Source organism: Rhizobium sp. CFBP 13644 (assembly GCF_014842165.1).
GTDB lineage: Bacteria > Pseudomonadota > Alphaproteobacteria > Rhizobiales > Rhizobiaceae > Agrobacterium > Agrobacterium tumefaciens_C.
On record NZ_JACYVF010000002.1, the window covers coordinates 466002 to 486220 of the forward strand.

Genomic DNA, 20219 nt, shown 5'->3' on the forward strand with positions numbered 1-20219 from the left:
ATCATTGCCCCAACCGCTGGAGGATGTCAGGGACGTGGACCTGATCGGCCTTGTAGTTGCCGGTCAGCATATACATCATGATGTTCACGCCGGTTCGGAACGCATGTTCGCGCTGCACTTCATCCGGTGGCACCGTGGGCAGAACCGGCGCGCCGTTGGCATCGATAGCCCAGGCACCGGCAAAATCATTGCCGGTGATGATGATGGGTGACACGCCATCGCCAGATGAGGATATGCCTGACGTCGTTTTGGCCGCATCCTGCCGGGATTCCACCCACAATGGGCCTTGCGCGTAGCGCCCCGGAAAGTGGTTCAAAAGATAGAAAGAGCGCGTGAGCACGTGGTCGGTCGGCACAGGTTCCAGCGGCGGAATGTCTACATTGGCGAGAATTTCCTGAAGGCGCTGACCATTAGCGCTGGTGCCGCCCATATTCTCAAGCGATGAGAACTGGTCTCGCGTATCAAACAGAACGGTGCCGCCCGCGCGCATATAGGCATCGATGCGGGAGATGGCAGCGGTGGATGGCATGGGTGCTGTGGCTGAAATCGGCCAGTAGATGATGGGGTAGAAGGACAGCTCGTCCTTGGAAATATCCAGCCCCACCGGCGCGCCGGGCTCAAGCGTGGTGCGCCATGTCATGAATTCCGTCAGGCCCTGCAATCCCTGTTCGGAGATGCGATCCACGTCATCTTCACCTGTTCGCACATAGGCGAGATGAGTGGTATCAAGCCGCTCGAATATGGCTTCATCGCCGGGTTTGGGGTCGTCGGCACGAGCAATGTCGGGCGAGAAGACCGCAAGGCTTGACCCGAGCAAGAGCAGGATGGCCGCAGCCGAGCCGCGTGCGCGTGGCAGGCGGGAAAATACGCCGTTCATGAAGAGAACAATCAGCGTATCGGCAAAGAGCATGAGGAGAGCCGCAATGAACAGAGCAGGCCTCAGCGATCTTGCCTCTTCTCCCACCAAACCTTCGCGCACGGTTGCCATGCCGGCAAGCGAGGCGTCGATGGGGCGCAGCACCGTGCCCTGTGGCAACAGGTTGAGCGCAACGAAACCGGCTTCCGTGCCGTAAAGGCCCGGCGGGTTGTCGAAACTGGCGCGAGGCGACTGGCCAGCCTTGATTTCCAGCGGCCGGGCAGACCCGATTTCCGTCGTCAAAGCGCCCTGTGCGTTCAAAATGCGGTAAGGCGCCAAGGCGGCGGCGGGCGCATTGGCAGATGCCGAGGAGCCGCCAACCTGTGACAATTGGACGATACGGCGCAGCATTTCCACGAAATGACCTGAAATCGGCAAATCCGACCAACTGGCTTCTGCGCTGACATGGAACAGCACGATGCGGCCTGCATCGACATTGCGGGTTGTTACGAGCGGTGTGCCATCGGCAAGGCTTGCCCATGTACGCTCGGAAAGATCAGGTGTGGGCTCCGCCAGAACCTGACGCTTGATGAGAACACCATCGGCCTTCGGCATGCCTGCAAAGGGACCGAAATTGGGGAAATCTGCCAGCGGCTGAGGTTCCGCCCAGGAAAGTGCGCCGCCCAGGGCGCGCTCACCCTGTCGCAGTGTGACGGGCACCAGCGGGTCATCGGCAGGGGCTGCCGCAAGGCGCGGACCCGCGAACCGGATCAGCGTGCCGCCACGGGAGAGCCAGCGCCCGATGGGTTCATAGGTTTCCTGCGGCAAGCGACCAATATCGGCCATGACAATGACCGATGGGCTGGATTGCAATAATTCGGGGATCGCCACCGCAAGGTCCGCCTGTCGTTGCGGCACCAGATCGACATAGGGCTGGAGGGCGCGGCTGATGTAAAACAGCGGCTGAAGAAGCGGCTGGAAGTCATTGCCTGTTTCCCCCGCCAGAAGGGCAACGCGGCGGCGGCGAAAGCCATCATCCAGAAGACGGACAGAGCCTGCGCTCGACAATCTCTCCACCGACAGGCGGGCAAAATCATTGCGCAGTTCAAAGGGCGCGCTCAAAACCGCCGTTGTTTCAGCCGCGCCGGGCGCAAAGGTCGCGTCGTCGCTGGCGAGCATACGGCCTTGGCTATCATGGGCGTTGACGGTGAGGTTGGCAGGGCCGTCGGTTTTAAGACGCGAGAGCGACACGGTCATGGTTTCGGCACCGTTTTCTGCGCCGGTAATGGCGGTCACAGCCTGTCCATCACCTTCGACCACGCGAAATTCGGCTGGATTGATGCTGGCAAGATCGGCAAGTGCGGTCTGGTCATCGGGTGTTGCGACCCCATCGGTGATGTAGGCGAGGGTGCCGGGTGTCGTGCCATTCATGGCTTCGTTCACGGCTTGCGCGGCGCGTACTCTGTCTGGCACCAGAGGCTGCGGTCTGGCTGCCGCCAGTTTTTCAAGCGCTCCCGCCGATGTTCCGGGTTCGGAATCGTTATCGCGGTCTGCCGTGAAGGTGATGGAAACAGGACGTTCGGCTCGCTCAGCATCCCCAATCAGGGCTTCTGCGGTGCGCACGCGCCGGTCCCAATCTGGTGCAGAGGCCCAGCCATTGTCCATGACCAGCACCAGCGGACCATCACCTGCCAGCGTGTTGTTGCGCGGATTGATGACCGGGTCTGCCAGCGCGAAAATAACGGAGGCGGCCAGCAACATGCGCAGCAATGTCAGCCACCACGGGCTTTTAGACGGCGTTTCCTCCCGTTTCAGCACGCTTGCCAGAATGCGAAGCGGCGGAAACACCTCTGCCTTCGGGCGCGGCGGTGTCAGCCGTAGCAGCCACCATATGGCGGGCAGCGCCAGAAGGCCGATGAGAATATAGGGGCTGGTGAAAACGAAGGGCAGGGCGCTCATGTCCGGCCTCCGGTCTTGGCCGTGGAGGGCGCGCCCGAGAGATACATGTGCATGGCAACAAGCGCTTCTGATGCCAGATGATCCGTGCGGTGAAACACGAAATTCCACCCCAGACGACGAAGTGAGGACGACAAGGCATCACGCCGCGCGAGATAGGCGCGTGTGTAATCGTCACGAATGGTTTCGGCACGACCGGAGGTCAGCTTTTCGCCGGTTTCGGGATCGGAAAATTCTGTGCGCCCGCTATAGGGAAAGATCTCCTCTGCGGGGTCGGCAATTTCCACCACATGGCCGCGCATGCCGCGCCGTGCAAGCGGCGAAAGGCGCTCCATGACAGCAGTTGCATCATCCAGAAAATCCCCGATCACGACCAGATCGCTGGAGCCACGGATCATCGCCGTATCCGGCAATCCTGTCGTGGCGGGCGCGTGCATGATGGCTGTTGCGAGGCGTTCTGCGGCATTGCGGGCGGAGATCGGTTCCATAATGCCGGGACAACCGATGCGCTCTCCCGAGCGAGCGAGAATTTCCGCCAGCGCCAGCATCAGCACCAGTGCGCGGCTTTCCTTGGAAACGCTGCCCAGCGTGGACTTGAACATCATCGATGGCGAAAGGTCCGCCCAGAGCCAGATGGTGTGGGCCGCTTCCCATTCCCGGTCGCGGACATAGGTATGGTCATCGCGTGCCGAACGGCGCCAATCGATGCGCGAAAGGCTTTCGCCCTCTGCATAGGGCCGGAATTGCCAGAAATTTTCGCCGATACCGCGTTTGCGGCGACCATGCCAACCCGCGGTTACCGTGTTTGCAATGCGCTTGGCTTCCACCATGCAGTCGGGTACTAGTGCGGCGCGTTGGCGCGCACGGGCAAGAACGTCGCTGCCATGCGTCTGCTCTACGATCTGGCCGATGGATGCCACATGCACTCCTAATCCGACCGGGTGGTCAGTGTTTTGCTTGTTCCACAAGGCTTGCAATCACATCACGAACCGACATGCCTTCGGCACGGGCGGCAAATGTCAGCGCCATGCGGTGTTCAAGAACCGGCTCAGCCAGCGCGTAGATATCATCCAGCGAAGGTGCAAGGCGGCCTTCATAAAGCGCGCGGGCTCTGGCCGTCAGCATCAGCGACTGACCGGCGCGCGGGCCGGGTCCCCAAGCCACGTTCTTATCCGTCAAGGCATTGCCATGGCCGGGACGCGCCGAGCGCACCAGCGCCAGAATGGCATCCACCACCGTGTCGCTGACCGGCATCTGGCGAATGAGGGTCTGAATTTCAATGAGGCGATCGGCTTCGATCACGCGGCGCGCTTCGCCGGAGGCGGTGCCCGTCGTGTCGAGCAGGATCTGACGTTCGGCGGCGAGATCAGGATAATCCACATCCACCTGCAACAGAAATCGGTCGAGCTGGGCTTCCGGCAGAGGATAGGTGCCTTCCTGCTCCAGCGGGTTTTGCGTGGCCAGAACATGGAAGGGCTTTGGCAGGTCATAGCGTTCACCTGCCACGGTGATGTGATATTCCTGCATGGCCTGCAGCAGTGCGGATTGGGTGCGCGGGCTGGCGCGGTTGATTTCGTCGGCCATCAAAAGCTGGCCGAAAATCGGGCCCTTGATAAAGCGGAAAGAGCGGCGGCCGCTCTCATCCTGATCCATGACTTCCGAACCGAGAATGTCTGACGGCATGAGATCGGGCGTAAATTGAATGCGGTTGGCATCCAGACCGAGAACGGTGCCGAGCGTCGTCACAAGCTTTGTCTTGGCAAGGCCGGGCACGCCGACCAGAAGCGCGTGGCCACCGGAGAGAACGGCCAGCAACACATTCTGCACGACCTTTTCCTGCCCGAAAATAACCTTGGAGACTTCGGCCCTGACTGCCGCGATATCCGACAGCGCTGTTTCGGCAGCGGCGATGATCGCTTTCTCGTCGAGGGTTTCGCTGGTGTTGATCATTCCCATATCGCTCTCCTCAAACTTAAGCCGCAGCCTTCGTTCCAAACCGGTCACTCATCGCATACAGGACTGATTTCGCGCTGCCTATAGCTTATTGCCATACTGCCCGCTGACAAGCATCCTTTGAATGACTATCTCGTTACCATCAAGCGACCACATCAATAGGTGACAAAGCAGGGCTCGAATATGGCGGATGAGACGATAAATTCGGCGAAAGACGCAGCGGGCCTCGCCGCGATGATTTCCCATGCCGCTGAACAGAGCGGCGACAAATCCCGTGGCCCGGCACCCGTCGAGCGCTGGGATCCGCCTTTTTGCGGGGATCTGGACATGGAAATCCGGGCGGATGGCACATGGTTCTACATGGGCACGCCCATTGGCCGCGCCCCCTTGGTGCGGTTGTTTTCCACGGTTTTGCGCAGGGATGAGGACGGCCAAACCTATCTCGTAACACCTGTGGAAAAAGTGGGCATCCGTGTCGTTGATGCCCCCTTTCTGGCGGTGGAGATGAATGTGGCCGAAAAAGACGGCGTGCAGATGCTGACATTTCGCACCAATGTGGGTGATGTGGTGGAAGTTGGCCCGCAAAATCCGTTGCGGTTTGAATTGAGCGGTGAAAACAAGGCGTTGAAGCCTTATCTTCGGGTGCGGGGTCGGCTCGATGCCCTCGTTTCACGGGCGGTCATGTATGATCTCGTAGAATTAGGCGAGGTCATTGAAATTGAAGGAAAAGAGATGTTTGCCGTAAGGTCCGGCGGGGAGGTTTTTGCCATCATGCCTGCCGATGAGCTGGATGCGCTTTCAAGATGAGCGTCGATGTGATGGACTTTTCGGCCGGTGACTTCCGCCAGCGTGTGCTGTCCGATGGAGAAGGCGTGGCCGAGCGTGAAGATGGCGACCATATTCTCAACCCCGATGCGCGCCTTTTCGGCGATGGTATCACGCTGAAAGATGCGGCGGTTCTGGTGCCGATCGTGGACTATGGTCGCGACGCGCGGGTCATCTTCACCCAGCGCACCTCAACGCTTCGCAAACATTCCGGCCAGATTTCCTTTCCCGGCGGTGGCATAGATCCGGATGACCGTTCTCCTGAGGATGCTGCCCTGCGGGAAACGGAAGAAGAAATCGGGCTGGATCGGAGTTTCATCGAAACGGTAGGGCGCTTGCCCGATTATTTTTCCGGAACGGGTTTCCGCATCAAGCCGGTGCTCGCAGTGGTCAAACCGGGTTTTGACCTCACGCCGAACCCGACCGAAGTAGCAGAGGTTTTCGAGGTTCCGCTATCATTTCTGATGCAACCGACAAACCACAGGCAGGCAAGCCGCATCTTTCAGGGGAAGGAGCGGTTTTTCTACGAAATGCCCTATGGCGAGCGTCACATTTGGGGCATTACGGCGGGCATTGTACGCCGCATCTATGAAAGGTTCTATTCATGAGCAACGTTGCCGGACAGGACTGGTTCTTGAAACCAGGTCTCCAGCGGATTCTGGCGCTTTTGAATGCCGATGGTGGTGAGGCGCGCATCGTCGGCGGTGCTGTTCGCAATGCCCTGATGGGCATGCCGGTGGCAGATATCGACATGGCGACGACGCTTCCGCCTCAGGATGTGGTGGAGCGGGCGCAAAGTGCGGGCATCAAAGCCGTGCCAACCGGCATCGAGCATGGCACGGTTACGCTCGTTCTGGATGGCGAAGGCTTTGAAGTCACGACCCTGCGCCGTGATGTGGAAACCGATGGCCGCCATGCGCAGGTCGTTTTCGGCACCGACTGGAACGAGGATGCGCAGCGCCGCGACCTGACGATCAACGCGCTCTATGCCGACGCCTCCGGCGAGGTGATCGATCTTGTCGGCGGGCTGGCTGATATCGAAACGCGCAATGTTCGTTTCATTGGTGATGCAGATACGCGCATTGCCGAAGACTATTTGCGGGTTTTGCGGTTTTTCCGCTTCTTCGCCCATTACGGTTCCGGTCGTCCCGATGCGGATGGGCTGCGGGCCAGCGCGCGCGCCAAGGACAAGATGTCCACACTCTCTGCCGAGCGCGTGTGGAGCGAAATGAAAAAGCTCCTCTCGGCCACCGATCCATCCCGGGCACTTCTGTGGATGCGCCAATCCGGTGTGCTTTCTCAGGTTTTGCCGGAAACGGAGAAATGGGGCATCGATGCCATCCATGGTCTTGTAGCCGCTGAGCAGGCGCTGGGGTGGACGCCGGATGCGCTGGTGCGCCTTGCAGCCATTGTGCCTGTGGATGCGGAGCGCGTCGCGACTATGGCTTCACGGCTTCGCCTGTCCAACGCTGAAGCGAAGCGCCTCAAGCAGTGGGCGTCTGCGCCTGTTATCGATACTGCTATCACCGATGCCGCTTTTGATCGCCTGCTGTATCGCACCGGTGTTGAGGGAATAACTATGCGCCTGATGCTTTCGCTCGCCGCAGCACGCGCAGATATCTCCGTAGGCGAGGGAGCCATGCAGAAGATTGCGCGTCTCTCGGCGTTGCTGTCTCGCACGCAGAAATTTGTGCGCCCAACTTTCCCGCTCACCGGCGCGGATGTGTTGGCCGCCGGGGTAGCGCCGGGTCCGAAGGTTGGCGAGATTCTTGGGCAGCTCGAGGAAAAGTGGATCGAGTTCAACTTCTCACTGGACCGGGCAGCCTTGACTGCCCGGCTGGAAGGAGCGGTGAAGGATCAGGCCTGAACCTGATCCTCATTGCGGATGCGCGTCTTGATGTTTTCGACCATGTTCTCTCGAATGACGTCTTCGCCGTGGGCTTGGCGCATATGGTCGACTGCGCGTCGCACAACTTCGGCGTCTTCGTCTGCACGTGTGTGCCACTCACAACCCGGCACCAGGGTTCCGCATTCATAAAGTCTCATCATAGGCCTCCCTTATGAGAAGCGTCAGGGCGGAACTTTCGCTTGGAAGGTTCTGCCCTCCGCATCAGCAAACGGGTCGGCAAGATAGAAGGTTCCGTGTCAGATCGTGTCTCGAAGTGCCCAGCAGTGGAATACGGATGATGTGGCTGCAGCCGGTGCACGCGACGGCACAACGCCGTCATCATTGGCCGCAGCATTGTTCGCAAGCCTGCGCTTGACCTGCTCTGCATAAAAGGAAAGCGGCAAATCTCTGTCGCCGACCGCCCTCATCTCCAAGGCTAGCCGGTTGATCAATTCTGGAGTTGGTAGAGCCTGGGATTGGCTATTGCCAAGGCCAGATATGGGCATGCTGTTTGAAGTAATCATCATGATATCTCCTCCAGTCCATCTACAACTGGAAGCGTATCACTGCCTTCAAATCTTAATAAGAGCTAAATTTCTTATTCACTGCCTAACCCTGTAACAAAAGGGAATTTTTTTGTGATCTGTCAAGGCCAGCGCACCACGGGAGGCAGCGACGACAGAATTGAGTCGACATTGCCGCCGGTTTTCAGGCCGAAAATCGTTCCACGGTCGTAAAGAAGGTTGAATTCCACGTAGCGGCCACGGCGAATCAGTTGTTCATCGCGGTCTTCTTCCGTCCACGGCAGGTTGAAATTGCTGCGCACGATCTTCGGATAGACCAGATTGAAGGCGCGGCCGACATCCTGCACGAAGGCGAAATTGTCGTTCCAATCGCCCTTTCCTTCTTCCGGGTGGAGCCAATCGAAGAAGATACCGCCGATGCCGCGTGGCTCGTTGCGGTGCTTGAGATGGAAGTACTCATCGCACCATTGCTTGTAGCGCGGATAATCCGCCACGGCGTGGCGATTGCAGGTGATTTCGAACACGCGGTGGAAGATCTGGCTGTCATTGTCTTCCTGCGTGCGGCGTCGGTCCAGAACCGGCGTCAGGTCCGCGCCGCCGCCAAACCAGTGGCTGGAGGTCACGACCATGCGCGTGTTCATATGAACGGCAGGCACGTTGGGATTGACCGGGTGGGCAATCAGCGAAATGCCGGATGCCCAGAAGCGGGGGTCTTCTTCCGCACCGGGTATCTGGTTGCGGAATTCCTGCGAAAACTCGCCATGAACGGTGGATGTGTGAACGCCGACCTTTTCAAAGACGCGGCCTTCCATCATCGACATCTTGCCGCCGCCGCCTTCGCCATTGTCTCGCTGCCATTCCTTCTGCACGAAACGGCCTGGCGGCTGGTCGGCGAGGGGGCCTTGCAGCTCGTCTTCAATCGTCTCGAAGGCGGTCACGATCGTGTCACGCAGGCTCTCGAACCAGGCCTTGGCAAGTGCCTTCTTGTCCTCGATGTCGTCAGGCAAGCCCTTTGGCAAAACCGGCCGTTCCATATCGATCTCCTAAGCGTCGAATCATTGCAATTGGCCCGGTTTAGCAGTCGTGCAGCAACGATACAAATTCGACTCGCCAAGTCCCGTGCTTCACACTATCTTTTGAACAGAGAGGTTGTGTCATGGCGAAATTTACCGGCCCGCCGCCGCTGGATGGCTTGAAGCGCAGGATCGATGCCCACAGGCAGGATCGCGCCGCTGCCGGTGGCCGCAAGAATGACAGACAAGGCATGTTCGTTCGCCAGACCTTCTGCCTTGCCCGCGAAGAGGCGCGTGCCAAGGCAAAGGAGTGGTTCGATGAATATCCCAAGGCCGCCTATTGGACCGAAGTGGAAAGCTGGCGTCCGCTGGATGGCGACCGCATAGAGTTCACCATGCGCCGCCTCCCTTCGGCAGATTAGCTTTTACGGCTGTCAACCGCCCGGAGCCTGCTTTCGCCCAACACGCCGCCCTGGTCCAGAATGGGATGCGCCACGGAAACGATGTGGGCGTTAACGCGCTTGAGATCGCGCAGGATGTCCAGATGCAGCGAACTGGTTTGCAGGCTCTGCGTCAGCCCGTCGCGAAGGCGCTCCAGATGGCGGCTGGATGACCGCTTTTCCAACCGTCTGATATCGACCTTGATTTCCATCAGATGGCGGGCGAGATCGAAATCGCCGGTCACGAAAACGCTCTGGGCGGCGCGCAGGTTCTCGATGGTCATGTCGAACAGTGTTTTCAGCTCGTCATAGCCTTCATTGGAAAATTTGAAGCCATTGACGATTTTCTTGCGGATCTGCTCACACAGGCCCTTTTCGACGATATCGCCAATATGTTCGAGGTTGATGGCGTAATCGATGATGGTGATCGAGCGGCGGGCGGCGTCTTCGTCCAGCCCTTTGCGGCCCAGCTGAGACAGATAGATCTTCACATCCTGCTGCAACATGTCGACCTTGGTTTCCAGCGCGGCGATTTCGGCCAAGGGGGCAAGGTCGTTGTGCTTGAACGCGTTTTCAGCGCGGATCAGCATGCGTTCGATGGTGTCGCCCACGACCAGCACTTCGCGTGTTGCATTGGCAAGCGCCACGACGGGCGTATCCAGCGCGCTGGCATCGAGAAAACGCTGGCCTTCCTCGGCTTTCGCGTCATCCGGCACCATCTTCGCCATGATGTCCGAGATCAGGCCTGAAAACGGCCAGGCAATGGCTGCGAGTGCCAGATTGAAGATCAGATGGGCGTCCACCGGCAGCATGTCTTGTGAAAGCGGAAGCTGTTGCAGCAATGTCGCTCCATAGCCCGCGAGCGGCAACGCGACGAGGCAGCCCACGGTGCGCACGAAAAGATTGCCGAGGGTGATCCGCCGGGCCGATGCCGGGGCGGAGAGGGTGGCGATGACAGGCGGGATGGCGCCACCGATATTGGCGCCGAGAATGAGAACGATGATCAGCGCGGTGGAGAGAATGTCTGCGGATGCCAGCGAGAGGATCAACACGACGACCGCAAGGCTGGAGGATGACACGAAGGCAAGCGTTGCGGAGAGAAGAAGGGCGACCGGCCAGGCATCATCCAGAAGGCCGATGAATGCGCCGAGTGCTGGAGAATCGCGCATTGGTTCGGTCGCGGCACTCAACAGGTGCAGCGAAAGCAGCATCAGGCCAACGCCCACCAGCGCCGTGCCGCCGCCTTGCCGTGCGCTCGATGTTCCCCTGCGCACAATGATGCCAGACAGGATGAGCATGGGCGACAGCCATGCCACGCCAGTCGCAAATATCCAGGCGGTGACGGCGGTGCCGATATTAGCACCGAGAAGAACCACCTGCGCCATGCGCGGGCGAATGAGGTCTCGCTCCGCAAAGGATGCGACGGTTAGAGCCGTGGCTGTGGAACTCTGCAAGGCGATGGTGGCGAGAAAGCCTGACAGCATCGAGCGCGGTCCGCTTTTTGTGCCGGTTGCGAGCACGATGCGCAACTTGACACCAAAGGCCCGTGTAACGCCGTCCTTCACCTGAGCAAGGCCGAACAGCAGAAGTGAAACCGCGCCGAGCAGGTTGACGATGATGATGGTGGATTGCATGCTTGGTCGCCCTCCGTCCGTCAGTCTTCTATCGTGAATACCTTTCCTTGCCCGAAACCGTTCTAGCCTTCGGACGACATGCTGCGCGGAAAGTTTTCGGAGGTAGGACTCTTTCGTTGGCTAATGAATATAGGCCTGAAATACCCTGCCGTACAGGGCTGATTACGACATTTAGACGCGAAATGGCGATGGACCTATCGCCAGGCCGTCTGTCGTAAAGCCTCCCCAGTGATCATCGCAGCCGACATGGCAACGTTAATGGAGCGCTGCCCTTCCACCATCGGAATGATCAGCCGCATATCGGCCTTGTCGTGGACGTGATCGGGAACGCCGGCGCTTTCACGGCCAAGCAGCAGTATGTCATCGGCCCGGTATTCAACGTTCACATAGGGCAATGCCGCCTTGGTGGAGGCCAGAAGCAGCCGGCGGCCGGTGGTTGCGCGCCACTCTTCAAAGCGCTCCCAGTTGACATGACGCGTCAGTGACGCCGTGGAGAGATAATCCATGCCTGCGCGTTTCAGGTTGCGGTCTGAAATATCAAATCCGGCTGGCTCGATAATATCAACGCCGATGCCGAGGCAAGCGGCCAGCCTCAAAATGGTGCCGGTGTTGCCGGGAATATCCGGTTGGTAAAGGGCGATCCTGATATCGGGCATGCTGATGTCTTTCCTGAAGGGCTTCAAGCGACTTATCATGGTCCGGAATGCAGAAACAAGGAACCGCGCCTAGCCAATCTGTTGTCGTTCGGTCGCAATCGCGTGTTACGGCTCAACCCTGTTGAAACTTGTGGTGGTTTGGTGCTGGTCAATGCTTATTTTTTGAGCTACAGATGCGCAACTTCAACACCAGCCATGGAGGTTCAGATGGATAAAATTGTTCGACATCGCCTTCCGGCCTTTGTAGCGCCTCTGCAGGCCTAGGTGTTTTCAGCGGTCCATCCGCATCTCTCAAAATCCCGTCATGTGGCTGTTGCGGCCATATTCCATTGTATTCCCGTTGTGGCTGCGAGCATCTCAGCTCCCTGCGCCGTTTCATCGGGTTGTTTATGTCCGGAGCTTGGCCATGTTCGGCTGGTTTGAAAAACGCCTAAATCCATTTCCCGCTTCCACGCCCGTGGTGCCACCGGCTAAGCTTTTGCCGTTCATGTGGCATTACGTCAAACCCGCCGCACCGTGGTTGCTGCTCTTAGGCTTGATGTCTATGGGGATCGCGATTGCCGAAGTGATGCTCTATCAGTTCCTTGGCAATATCGTTGATTGGCTGTCGACGGCCAACCGCGAGACGTTTCTTCAGGATGAAGGCTGGCATCTGGTCGTCATGGCGGCCATTGTGCTGGTCGCGCTGCCGCTGATGGGTTCGATCCACACCATGACGATGCACCAGACGCTGGCTGGAAACTTCGGCATGATTGCCCGCTGGCACATGCACCGCTTTCTGCTGCGCCATTCCATGACGTTTTTCGCCAATGAGTTTGCGGGCCGCGTTTCCACCAAGGTCATGCAGACGGCGCTCTCCATTCGCGAAGTGGCGTTGAAGATCATCGACGTTTTCGTCTATGCGATCAGCTTCGTCATCTCCATGCTGTTCATGGTGGCGGCTGCGGATTGGCGTCTGGTCATACCGCTTGTCGTGTGGCTGGCGATCTACATCTCCATCCTGACCTACTTCGTGCCCAAACTGGGACGTCTGTCCAGTGAGCAGGCCGATGCGCGATCCCTGATGACAGGCCGCATCGTGGATAGCTACACCAACATCGCAACCATCAAGCTGTTCTCACATGCTGGCCGCGAGGAGGTCTATGCCCGCGAAGGCATGGACATGTTCCTGGGCACCGTCCACCGGCAGATGCGCAAGATTTCGGCCTTCAACATCGCCATCGATATCAACAATGCCTTTGTCATGTTCTCAACGACTTCGCTTGGCCTGTATTTCTGGCTGACCGGCTCGGTCACTGTCGGTGCGCTGGCGGTTGCCATCGGTCTTTCCATGCGCGTCAACGGCATGTCGCAGTGGATCATGTGGGAAGTCACATCGCTGTTTGAAAATATCGGCACGGTCTATGACGGCATGAGCATGATGTCCAAGCCGCACGATATCGTTGATGAGGCCGATGCGCCTGTGTTGTCTGCATCAAAGGGCGAAATCCATTTCGACAACATCCGCTTCCACTACGGCAAGAACAAGGGTGTGATTGAAGGCCTGTCTCTGGATATCAAGCCCGGCGAAAAGGTTGGGCTTGTTGGCCGTTCCGGCGCTGGCAAGACAACGCTGATGAACCTTTTGCTGCGCTTCTACGATCTCGAATCGGGCAAGATCCTCATCGACGGGCAGGATATTTCCACCGTCTCGCAGGATAGCTTGCGTGCGCTGATTGGCGTTGTGACGCAGGATACATCGCTGCTCCACCGCACCATCCGTGAGAACATTGCCTATGGTCATCCCGGCGCCTCGGATGAGGAGATCATTGCAGCGGCAAAGCGCGCCAATGCGTGGGACTTCATCGAAACGCTTGTCGATATGCACGGTCGCCAGGGGCTCGATGCGCAGGTTGGCGAGCGCGGCGTGAAACTGTCCGGTGGCCAGCGCCAGCGCATCTCGATTGCCCGCGTGTTCCTGAAAAACGCGCCGATCCTCATTCTCGATGAAGCAACGTCTGCGCTGGATTCGGAGGTCGAAGCGGCAATTCAGGAAAACCTGTTTGCCCTGATGGAAGGCAAGACCGTCATCGCCATCGCGCACCGCCTGTCAACGCTGACAGAAATGGACCGCGTAATCGTTCTTGACGCGGGCAAGATCGTTGAGGCTGGAACCCATGCCGAGCTTGTGCAGCATGGCGGCATTTATGCCGACCTGTGGCTGCGCCAGTCCGGTGGCTTCATCGCTGACGAGGAACCCGACATGAAGGCGGCAGGGGAGTAGGTTAGGCCTCTAAACGGTTGCGGCATAGGCTATGCTTGGGGACAGGTCCGAGCATAGCCAATACCCATATTACAAAAATATAATCTGCCTTGCGCTTTGCCGTTTAAGCGATTCCGCCTATATCCAGATTATGGTCATTACCCGCATTTTCCGCTTTTTCGAGAACTGGATCAAACCCTTCGATCGCAAGGATGATCTGCGGCCGCCGCAGGATACGCTGCCGTTCATCTGGTTCTATCTGCGACAAGCCAAGGCCCCGTTTTTTGCCATGCTCGTTCTGGGCGGCATGACAGCGGCCATAGAGGCGGCCTTGTTCTGGTTCGTCGGGCGGCTGGTGGATATTCTCTCTGGTATCGAGCCGGGGGCGGGCTGGGCCGGGTTGATTGCCAGCCATGGCTATGAACTCGTTGGCATGCTGGTTCTGATTGCCGTTGTCCGCTTCGTCGTGACCATGCTGACGGCGCTTGTAGATCAACAGATCATTACCCCCGGTTTTTATAATCTTGTGCGCTGGCAATCCTACAGGCATGTTGCTCGCCAATCACTGACGTTTTTCCAGAATGATTTTTCCGGCCGCATCGTTACCAAGGTCTGGTCTGGGGGGCAGGCGGCGGGGGATCTCGTCACGTCGCTCATGGAAAGCGTCTGGTTCGTCGGTATCTATTCAGTGTCGATGCTGTTTCTGATTGGCGGGCTGGATTGGCGACTGGCCGCTGTCGTCGTGCTGTGGGTGGGAATATTCTCGCTTCTGGCGCGCTATTTCGTGCCGCGCATCCGCCTGCATTCCAAGGAAACCGCCGAAGCGGCTTCCATGCTCTCAGGCCGCATGGTGGATGCCTATAGCAACATCCAGACGCTGCGGCTGTTCGGGCGTGACGATGCCAATGATCGCTATATGCGCGATGGCTTCGATACATTCCAGAACAAGACCATGATGTTCACGCGCTTCATCACCGGCGTGCGGGCTTCCATGGCGTTGCTGTCCGGCATCATGATCACATCGATGGCGGCTCTCTGCATCGATCTCTGGCTATCCGGCAAGATCAGCTCTGGTGCTGTCGCCTTCACGCTCGCACTTGTCCTGCGGCTGAATTTCCTGCTGGGCAGATTGATGACGCAGTTCAACGGTATCATGCGCAATTTCGGCACCGTGCAAAACGCCGCGGAACTGATTTCCCAGCCTATCAGTCTGGTTGATGCGCCCGCAGCCGCCGCACTTGTCGTCTCTAAGCCCGGCATTCGCTATGAGGACGTCAGCTTCCATTATGGTCGTGCCAAGGGCGTGATTGATCATTTGAGTCTCGATGTGCAGCCGGGTGAGAAGGTCGGCATTGTGGGCCGTTCTGGTGCTGGCAAGTCCACACTCGTCAATCTGCTTCTGCGTTTCTATGATGTGGAGCAGGGTCGCATCCTCATCGACGGACAGGATATTGCCAAGGTCAGCCAGGAAACGCTGCGCGCCCATATTGGCATGGTCACGCAGGATACATCACTGCTGCACCGCTCCATCCGCGATAACATCATGTTCGGGCGCATGGATGCCACCGAAGAGCAACTGCTCGCGGCCATCCGGCGCGCCAAGGCGGATGACTTCATCGAACGTCTGGAAGATCAGCGCGGACGCAAGGGGCTGGACGCCCATGTGGGCGAGCGTGGTGTGAAACTTTCAGGCGGCCAGCGCCAGCGTATCGCCATTGCCCGCGTGATGCTGAAAGACGCGCCGATCCTCGTGCTTGACGAGGCGACATCGGCGCTGGATTCGGAGGTCGAGGCTGCCATTCAGAGCAATCTGGACGAGTTGATGCGCGGCAAGACCGTCCTTGCCATTGCCCACCGTCTGTCCACGATTGCCGCACTGGATCGCCTGATCATCATGGATGCCGGGCGGATCGTGGAGCAGGGCACGCATAGTGAGCTTGTGGGCAGTGGCGGTCTTTATTCCGAGCTATGGGCGCGCCAGTCCGGCGGTTTTCTGCCAGCTGACGCAACGGTGCCGGAAAAGCTCTAGGGCGCCGCTATCGCGAAATCGGCAACCAACCCGTAATGGTTGGAGCCATGATTGTTGGCTAGGCGTTCGAGCTTCATCAGGGTTGCCGGTTTTCGTGCGAAGATGTGGTCGATTGCGATGCCGAAATCACCCGCCGAGATTGGCCATGTCGCAGGCTCCCACGGCGCTTTTTTTAGATCGGTCGTCAGGAGAAATTCCTGCATGTCAGGGGCAATGCTGGCCGAGTTGAAATCACCGGCGAGAATGAGCGGGCCTTTCACGGCAGTCAGCCTGGCGCGGATGCGGCCCAGTTCATTTCGGTGATACTGATCGAAATACGGCTTTGCCAGATGCGCTGCCGCAAGCGTGAGCTTGATGCCATCGATATCGACCATCGCCGTAGCAAACCGGTCGCGGCTGATATAGCTCGACGATCTCACGCGGGCATTTTCCAGCGGGCGTTTCGAGAGCATCAGAAGATCGCAGGATTGCGTGCCTTCGCCACAACCGAGGCGGTAGGGATAGGTCTGTTGAAGGCGCGGCAGGACGTCTGTCAAAGCCGCCGCTTCCAACACGTATACGGCATCCGCGTTCGAGGCGAGGATCGTGTCGGCGATTGATTCGGCGTTCGCGCTGTTGTCCATCAACACGTTGAAGGAGAGCAGGCGGAAGGGTTTCGAACCATCAGGAGCGAAGGCATCCGTCACGAATTCCGTGTGCATGTAAGCCGCGTGTGCACTGAGTGTGAGCGCCCAGACAAGCAGAATGATAAAGACGCGGGACCGCAACACGACAAGGCAAAGTGCAGCAAAAAGTGCTGTGACGACTGCGATGTGAAGCTGGAAGCTGTTGACGAAGCCCAGGAGCCAGAAATCAACGATATAACGGATACTTATCACGCCCAGCGCAAGAACTAGCGCGCAGGCGGTGACGCAAGTGAGCCTCGATTTCAATTCAAAAACCTCGTGTGTCGGCTCTCCCTGATTCTGATTAGCATGGGCCTTATCTCCGCACAATGTTGCAGGATGGACAGCCACGGCGGAAAAGGGTGAAAAAAATGGGGCGGAACGTAGAATTACGGCAGCTTTATGTGCTTTGCTCTTGCCAAGGTCGGCGATATTTTGCGATCAAGCAGAATAGGCGCGATTTATTGTCGCGCACGAACCAGGGCGCGGGGGATCGAGTTTGTCCTGGATCAAAACAGAGCTGGAGGACTCATGCGACTTTCAACGAAATCAGCGCAGAGGATGGTGTAGCGGTGAGTGAGCACGTAAATGATCATGACGCTGCGGGTGAACCCACCCGTCGCGATTTTCTCTATTTGGTAACGGGCATGGCGGGCGCTGTCGGCGTTGGCGCTGCTGTCTGGCCATTTATCGACCAGATGCGTCCTGATGCGTCCACCCTGGCGCTTGCATCTATCGAAGTGAATGTGGCGAGCGTCGAGCCGGGCATGTCATTGACTGTCAAATGGCGCGGCAAGCCGATCTTCATTCGTAACCGCACGCCGAAAGAGATCGAAGAAGCAAACGCCGTCCAGCTGGCCGAGTTGAAAGATCCGGTTGCGCGCAACGCCAACCTCGACGCCGCAGCGCAGGCGACCGATGTGGATCGTTCCGCCGGTGCCGGCAAGGAAAACTGGATCGTCATGGTCGGTTCCTGCACGCATCTGGGTTGTGTTCCGCTGGGTCAGGCCGGTGATTTTGGCGGGTGGTTCTGTCCCTGCCATGGCTCGCACTACGATACGGCGGGCCGAATTCGCAAAGGTCCGGCGCCGGAAAACCTGCACATTCCGACCTTCGCATTTACATCCGATACCGTGATCAAGATCGGATAAGGGGACATTTAAATGAGTGGTCATTCCAGTTATCAGCCCTCGACCGGTATCGAAAGATGGGTCGATTCGCGCCTGCCGCTACCACGTATGGTCTATGATAGTTTCATAGCCTATCCGGTGCCGCGTAACCTCAATTACGCCTACACATTCGGCGCAATGCTCGCCGTCATGCTGATCGTGCAGATCCTGACCGGCGTCGTGCTGGCCATGCATTATGCCGCAGAAACGACGGTTGCGTTCAACTCCGTTGAAAAGATCATGCGTGACGTGAACCACGGTTGGCTGTTGCGCTACATGCACGCCAACGGTGCTTCCTTCTTCTTCATCGCGGTCTATCTTCACATTGCGCGTGGCCTTTACTACGGCTCCTACAAGGCACCGCGTGAAATCCTCTGGATTCTCGGCTGCGTCATCTTCCTTCTGATGATGGCAACCGGCTTCATGGGCTATGTTCTGCCCTGGGGTCAGATGTCCTTCTGGGGCGCGACCGTTATCACCGGCTTCTTCACCGCGTTTCCGGGCGTGGGTGAGTGGATCCAGCAGTTCCTGCTCGGTGGCTTTGCCGTTGACCAGCCAACGCTGAACCGCTTCTTTGCGCTTCACTACCTCTTGCCCTTCATGATCGTCGGTGTGGTTATCCTCCACATCTGGGCGCTGCACGTGACAGGCCAGACCAACCCGACAGGCGTTGAAGTCAAGACGAAGACGGACACGGTTCCGTTTACGCCTTACGCAACACTGAAAGATGCGCTGGGCATTTCCATCTTCCTGCTCGTCTACGCATATTTCGTCTTCTACATGCCAAACTTCCTCGGCCATGCTGATAACTACATCATGGCTGATGCGCTGAAGACACCTGCGCATATCGTGCCGGAATGGTACTTCCTGCCGTTCTACGCCATGCTGCGCGCCATCACCTTCAATGTCGGCCCGATCGACTCCAAGCTTGGTGGCGTTCTGGTGATGTTTGGTGCGATCGTTGTTCTGTTCTTCCTGCCATGGCTGGATACATCCAAGGTTCGCTCCGCTGTCTACCGCCCATGGTACAAGATGTTCTTCTGGGTCTTCGTGGTGAACTCCATCATGCTCGGCTGGCTCGGCTCGCGCCCTGCAGAAGGCACCTACGTGACGCTTTCGCAGATCGGAACGCTCTACTACTTCGGCTTCTTCATGGTCATCATGCCGCTTCTCGGCCTGTTCGAGACGCCAAGGCGCATCCCGAATTCCATCACTGAGGCTGTTCTGGAAAAGAACGGCAAGACTGCCGCGGCGCCTGCTGCTGCTGTCAAGATATGAGCGCGAAAGAAGGACGATTACAATGAAAAAGCTTGTAACGAGCATCGCGCTTATTGCTCTCATGACTGGTCTTGGTTCTGCGGTTTCCGCCGCAGAAGAGGGTCACGATCTCAAGGCGCAGACCGAGCATGCGATTGCGGGTGGGCACTTCCCCATCCTCAAGCCGCATGAAGAAAAATGGTCTTTCGCTGGTCCCTTTGGCAAGTATGACAAGGCACAGCTTCAGCGTGGATTGAAGGTCTACAAGGAAGTCTGTTCCGCCTGCCATTCTATGAGCCTTGTGTCCTTCCGCACGTTGGAAGGTCTTGGATATTCGGAAGACCAGGTCAAAGCATTCGCTGCCGAATATGAAGTGCAGGATGGCCCGAACGCCGATGGTGAAATGTTCACCCGCAAGGCCGTTCCATCCGATCACTTCCCGTCGCCTTATGCGAACAAGGAAGCGGCTGCAGCATCCAACGGCGGCGCTGCACCACCGGATATGTCGCTGCTTGCCAAGGCACGCGGTATCGAGCGTGGCTTTCCGCAGTTCCTGATCGACATGATCCCCGTTGTTGGTGGATATCAGGAAGGCGGACCGGATTATATCCATGCTCTGCTGACCGGATATCAGGACGCTCCTGCCGGTATCGAAGTTGCTGAAGGCACGCACTTCAATCCCTACTTCAACAGCGCAATTGCGTTGAAGATGGCACCCCCGATCAGCAGCGATCAGGTGACCTATGACGATGGCACACCGCAGACGCTGGACCAGTATTCGCAGGACGTTTCCGCGTTCCTGATGTGGGCTGCAGAGCCGCATCTGGAAGAGCGCAAGCGCACCGGTTTCATGGTCATCATCTTCCTGCTGATCTTCACGGCACTGATCTACCTGACCAAGAAGTCGGTCTATTCCAGAACAGAGCACTGATCGTCTCGGCACTGATGAGTTGGAAGCCCTTTCGGTTAAGACCGGGAGGGCTTTTCTCTTTGTGGGATATCAGAAGCTGTTAAACCCGTGGTCACAACGATGAATTTTCGGTTGTTGTCTATTGGTCTGCCGCGTCCAAATAGGTAAAGTCGCAGGACATTCGACCCCTCCTGAAACCATC

18 protein-coding genes are annotated in these 20219 nt (G+C 58.0%); 9 read left to right on the forward strand and 9 right to left on the reverse strand.

The genetic code is table 11. The features are described from left to right. Position 1 precedes the first annotated feature (1 nt). The 3 genes from IFT53_RS07335 to IFT53_RS07345 are packed head-to-tail and all read right to left on the reverse strand — an operon-like array spanning position 2 to position 4768. Complete coding sequence (locus tag IFT53_RS07335; RefSeq protein WP_192064208.1) at positions 2-2815, reverse strand: DUF4159 domain-containing protein; 2814 nt, start codon at positions 2813-2815, stop codon at positions 2-4. Then, on the reverse strand, positions 2812-3732 hold the full coding sequence (locus tag IFT53_RS07340) for a DUF58 domain-containing protein (protein WP_192064207.1): 921 nt from the start codon (positions 3730-3732) through the stop codon (positions 2812-2814). Before IFT53_RS07340 ends, IFT53_RS07335 begins: the two co-directional genes overlap by 4 nt. A 25-nt stretch (positions 3733-3757) precedes the next feature. After that, complete coding sequence (locus IFT53_RS07345) at positions 3758-4768, reverse strand: AAA family ATPase (RefSeq protein ID WP_042617330.1); 1011 nt, start codon at positions 4766-4768, stop codon at positions 3758-3760. 180 nt (positions 4769-4948) lie between these two features. On the opposite strand from IFT53_RS07345, the gene IFT53_RS07350 reads away from it, so the two are divergent. The 3 genes from IFT53_RS07350 to IFT53_RS07360 are packed head-to-tail and all read left to right on the forward strand — an operon-like array spanning position 4949 to position 7457. Next, positions 4949-5572, forward strand: coding sequence for a DUF1285 domain-containing protein (locus tag IFT53_RS07350; RefSeq protein WP_192064206.1), 624 nt, complete (start codon positions 4949-4951; stop codon positions 5570-5572). Continuing rightward, a complete protein-coding gene (locus IFT53_RS07355; protein ID WP_192064205.1) occupies positions 5569-6198 on the forward strand; it encodes a CoA pyrophosphatase in 630 nt (209 codons plus the stop codon). The genes IFT53_RS07350 and IFT53_RS07355 overlap by 4 nt, the downstream gene beginning before the upstream one ends. Next, positions 6195-7457: a CCA tRNA nucleotidyltransferase gene (locus IFT53_RS07360; RefSeq protein ID WP_192064204.1), complete on the forward strand. Its 1263-nt coding sequence runs from the start codon at positions 6195-6197 to the stop codon at positions 7455-7457. Before IFT53_RS07355 ends, IFT53_RS07360 begins: the two co-directional genes overlap by 4 nt. Here the strand turns inward: IFT53_RS07360 and IFT53_RS07365 are convergent. The 3 genes from IFT53_RS07365 to hemF form a co-directional block, all read right to left on the reverse strand. Continuing rightward, on the reverse strand, positions 7448-7636 hold the full coding sequence (locus IFT53_RS07365; RefSeq protein WP_042617326.1) for a DUF1059 domain-containing protein: 189 nt from the start codon (positions 7634-7636) through the stop codon (positions 7448-7450). The genes IFT53_RS07360 and IFT53_RS07365 overlap by 10 nt on opposite strands. A 99-nt stretch (positions 7637-7735) precedes the next feature. Beyond that, positions 7736-8005, reverse strand: coding sequence for a hypothetical protein (locus tag IFT53_RS07370; protein WP_236727927.1), 270 nt, complete (start codon positions 8003-8005; stop codon positions 7736-7738). A gap of 119 nt (positions 8006-8124) precedes the next feature. Next, positions 8125-9036, reverse strand: a complete 912-nt coding sequence (hemF, locus tag IFT53_RS07375) for an oxygen-dependent coproporphyrinogen oxidase (protein ID WP_192064203.1) — start codon at positions 9034-9036, stop codon at positions 8125-8127. 122 nt (positions 9037-9158) lie between these two features. On the opposite strand from hemF, the gene IFT53_RS07380 reads away from it, so the two are divergent. After that, positions 9159-9437 carry a hypothetical protein gene (locus IFT53_RS07380; RefSeq protein WP_192064202.1) on the forward strand — a complete coding sequence of 93 codons (279 nt, stop codon included), beginning with the start codon at positions 9159-9161 and terminating at the stop codon, positions 9435-9437. On the opposite strand, the gene IFT53_RS07385 is transcribed toward IFT53_RS07380, so the two are convergent. Next, complete coding sequence (locus IFT53_RS07385; RefSeq protein WP_192064201.1) at positions 9434-11089, reverse strand: Na/Pi cotransporter family protein; 1656 nt, start codon at positions 11087-11089, stop codon at positions 9434-9436. The genes IFT53_RS07380 and IFT53_RS07385 overlap by 4 nt on opposite strands. 194 nt (positions 11090-11283) lie before the next feature. Beyond that, positions 11284-11745 carry a tRNA (cytidine(34)-2'-O)-methyltransferase gene (locus IFT53_RS07390; RefSeq protein WP_192064200.1) on the reverse strand — a complete coding sequence of 154 codons (462 nt, stop codon included), beginning with the start codon at positions 11743-11745 and terminating at the stop codon, positions 11284-11286. 406 nt (positions 11746-12151) lie between these two features. On the opposite strand from IFT53_RS07390, the gene IFT53_RS07395 reads away from it, so the two are divergent. Beyond that, complete coding sequence (locus tag IFT53_RS07395) at positions 12152-14008, forward strand: ABC transporter ATP-binding protein (RefSeq protein ID WP_192064199.1); 1857 nt, start codon at positions 12152-12154, stop codon at positions 14006-14008. Between the two features lie 130 nt (positions 14009-14138). Then, positions 14139-16016, forward strand: a complete 1878-nt coding sequence (locus tag IFT53_RS07400) for an ABC transporter ATP-binding protein (RefSeq protein ID WP_192064198.1) — start codon at positions 14139-14141, stop codon at positions 16014-16016. On the opposite strand, the gene IFT53_RS07405 is transcribed toward IFT53_RS07400, so the two are convergent. After that, positions 16013-16948, reverse strand: a complete 936-nt coding sequence (locus tag IFT53_RS07405; RefSeq protein ID WP_192064197.1) for an endonuclease/exonuclease/phosphatase family protein — start codon at positions 16946-16948, stop codon at positions 16013-16015. The two genes, IFT53_RS07400 and IFT53_RS07405, sit on opposite strands and share 4 nt — an antisense overlap. Positions 16949-17253: 305 nt before the next feature. Here IFT53_RS07405 and petA point away from each other — a divergent pair, with 305 nt between their 5' ends. Genes petA through IFT53_RS07420 form a run of 3 tightly spaced genes read left to right on the forward strand, consistent with a single transcriptional unit; the run spans position 17254 to position 20038 of the window. Next, entirely contained in the window at positions 17254-17832 is a 579-nt protein-coding gene (gene petA / locus IFT53_RS07410) for a ubiquinol-cytochrome c reductase iron-sulfur subunit (protein ID WP_042617320.1), read from the forward strand. Positions 17833-17844: 12 nt separating this feature from the next. Continuing rightward, entirely contained in the window at positions 17845-19128 is a 1284-nt protein-coding gene (locus tag IFT53_RS07415; RefSeq protein ID WP_192064196.1) for a cytochrome b, read from the forward strand. 22 nt (positions 19129-19150) lie between these two features. Further along, complete coding sequence (locus IFT53_RS07420; RefSeq protein WP_192064195.1) at positions 19151-20038, forward strand: cytochrome c1; 888 nt, start codon at positions 19151-19153, stop codon at positions 20036-20038. The last annotated feature ends 181 nt before the right edge of the window (positions 20039-20219 follow it).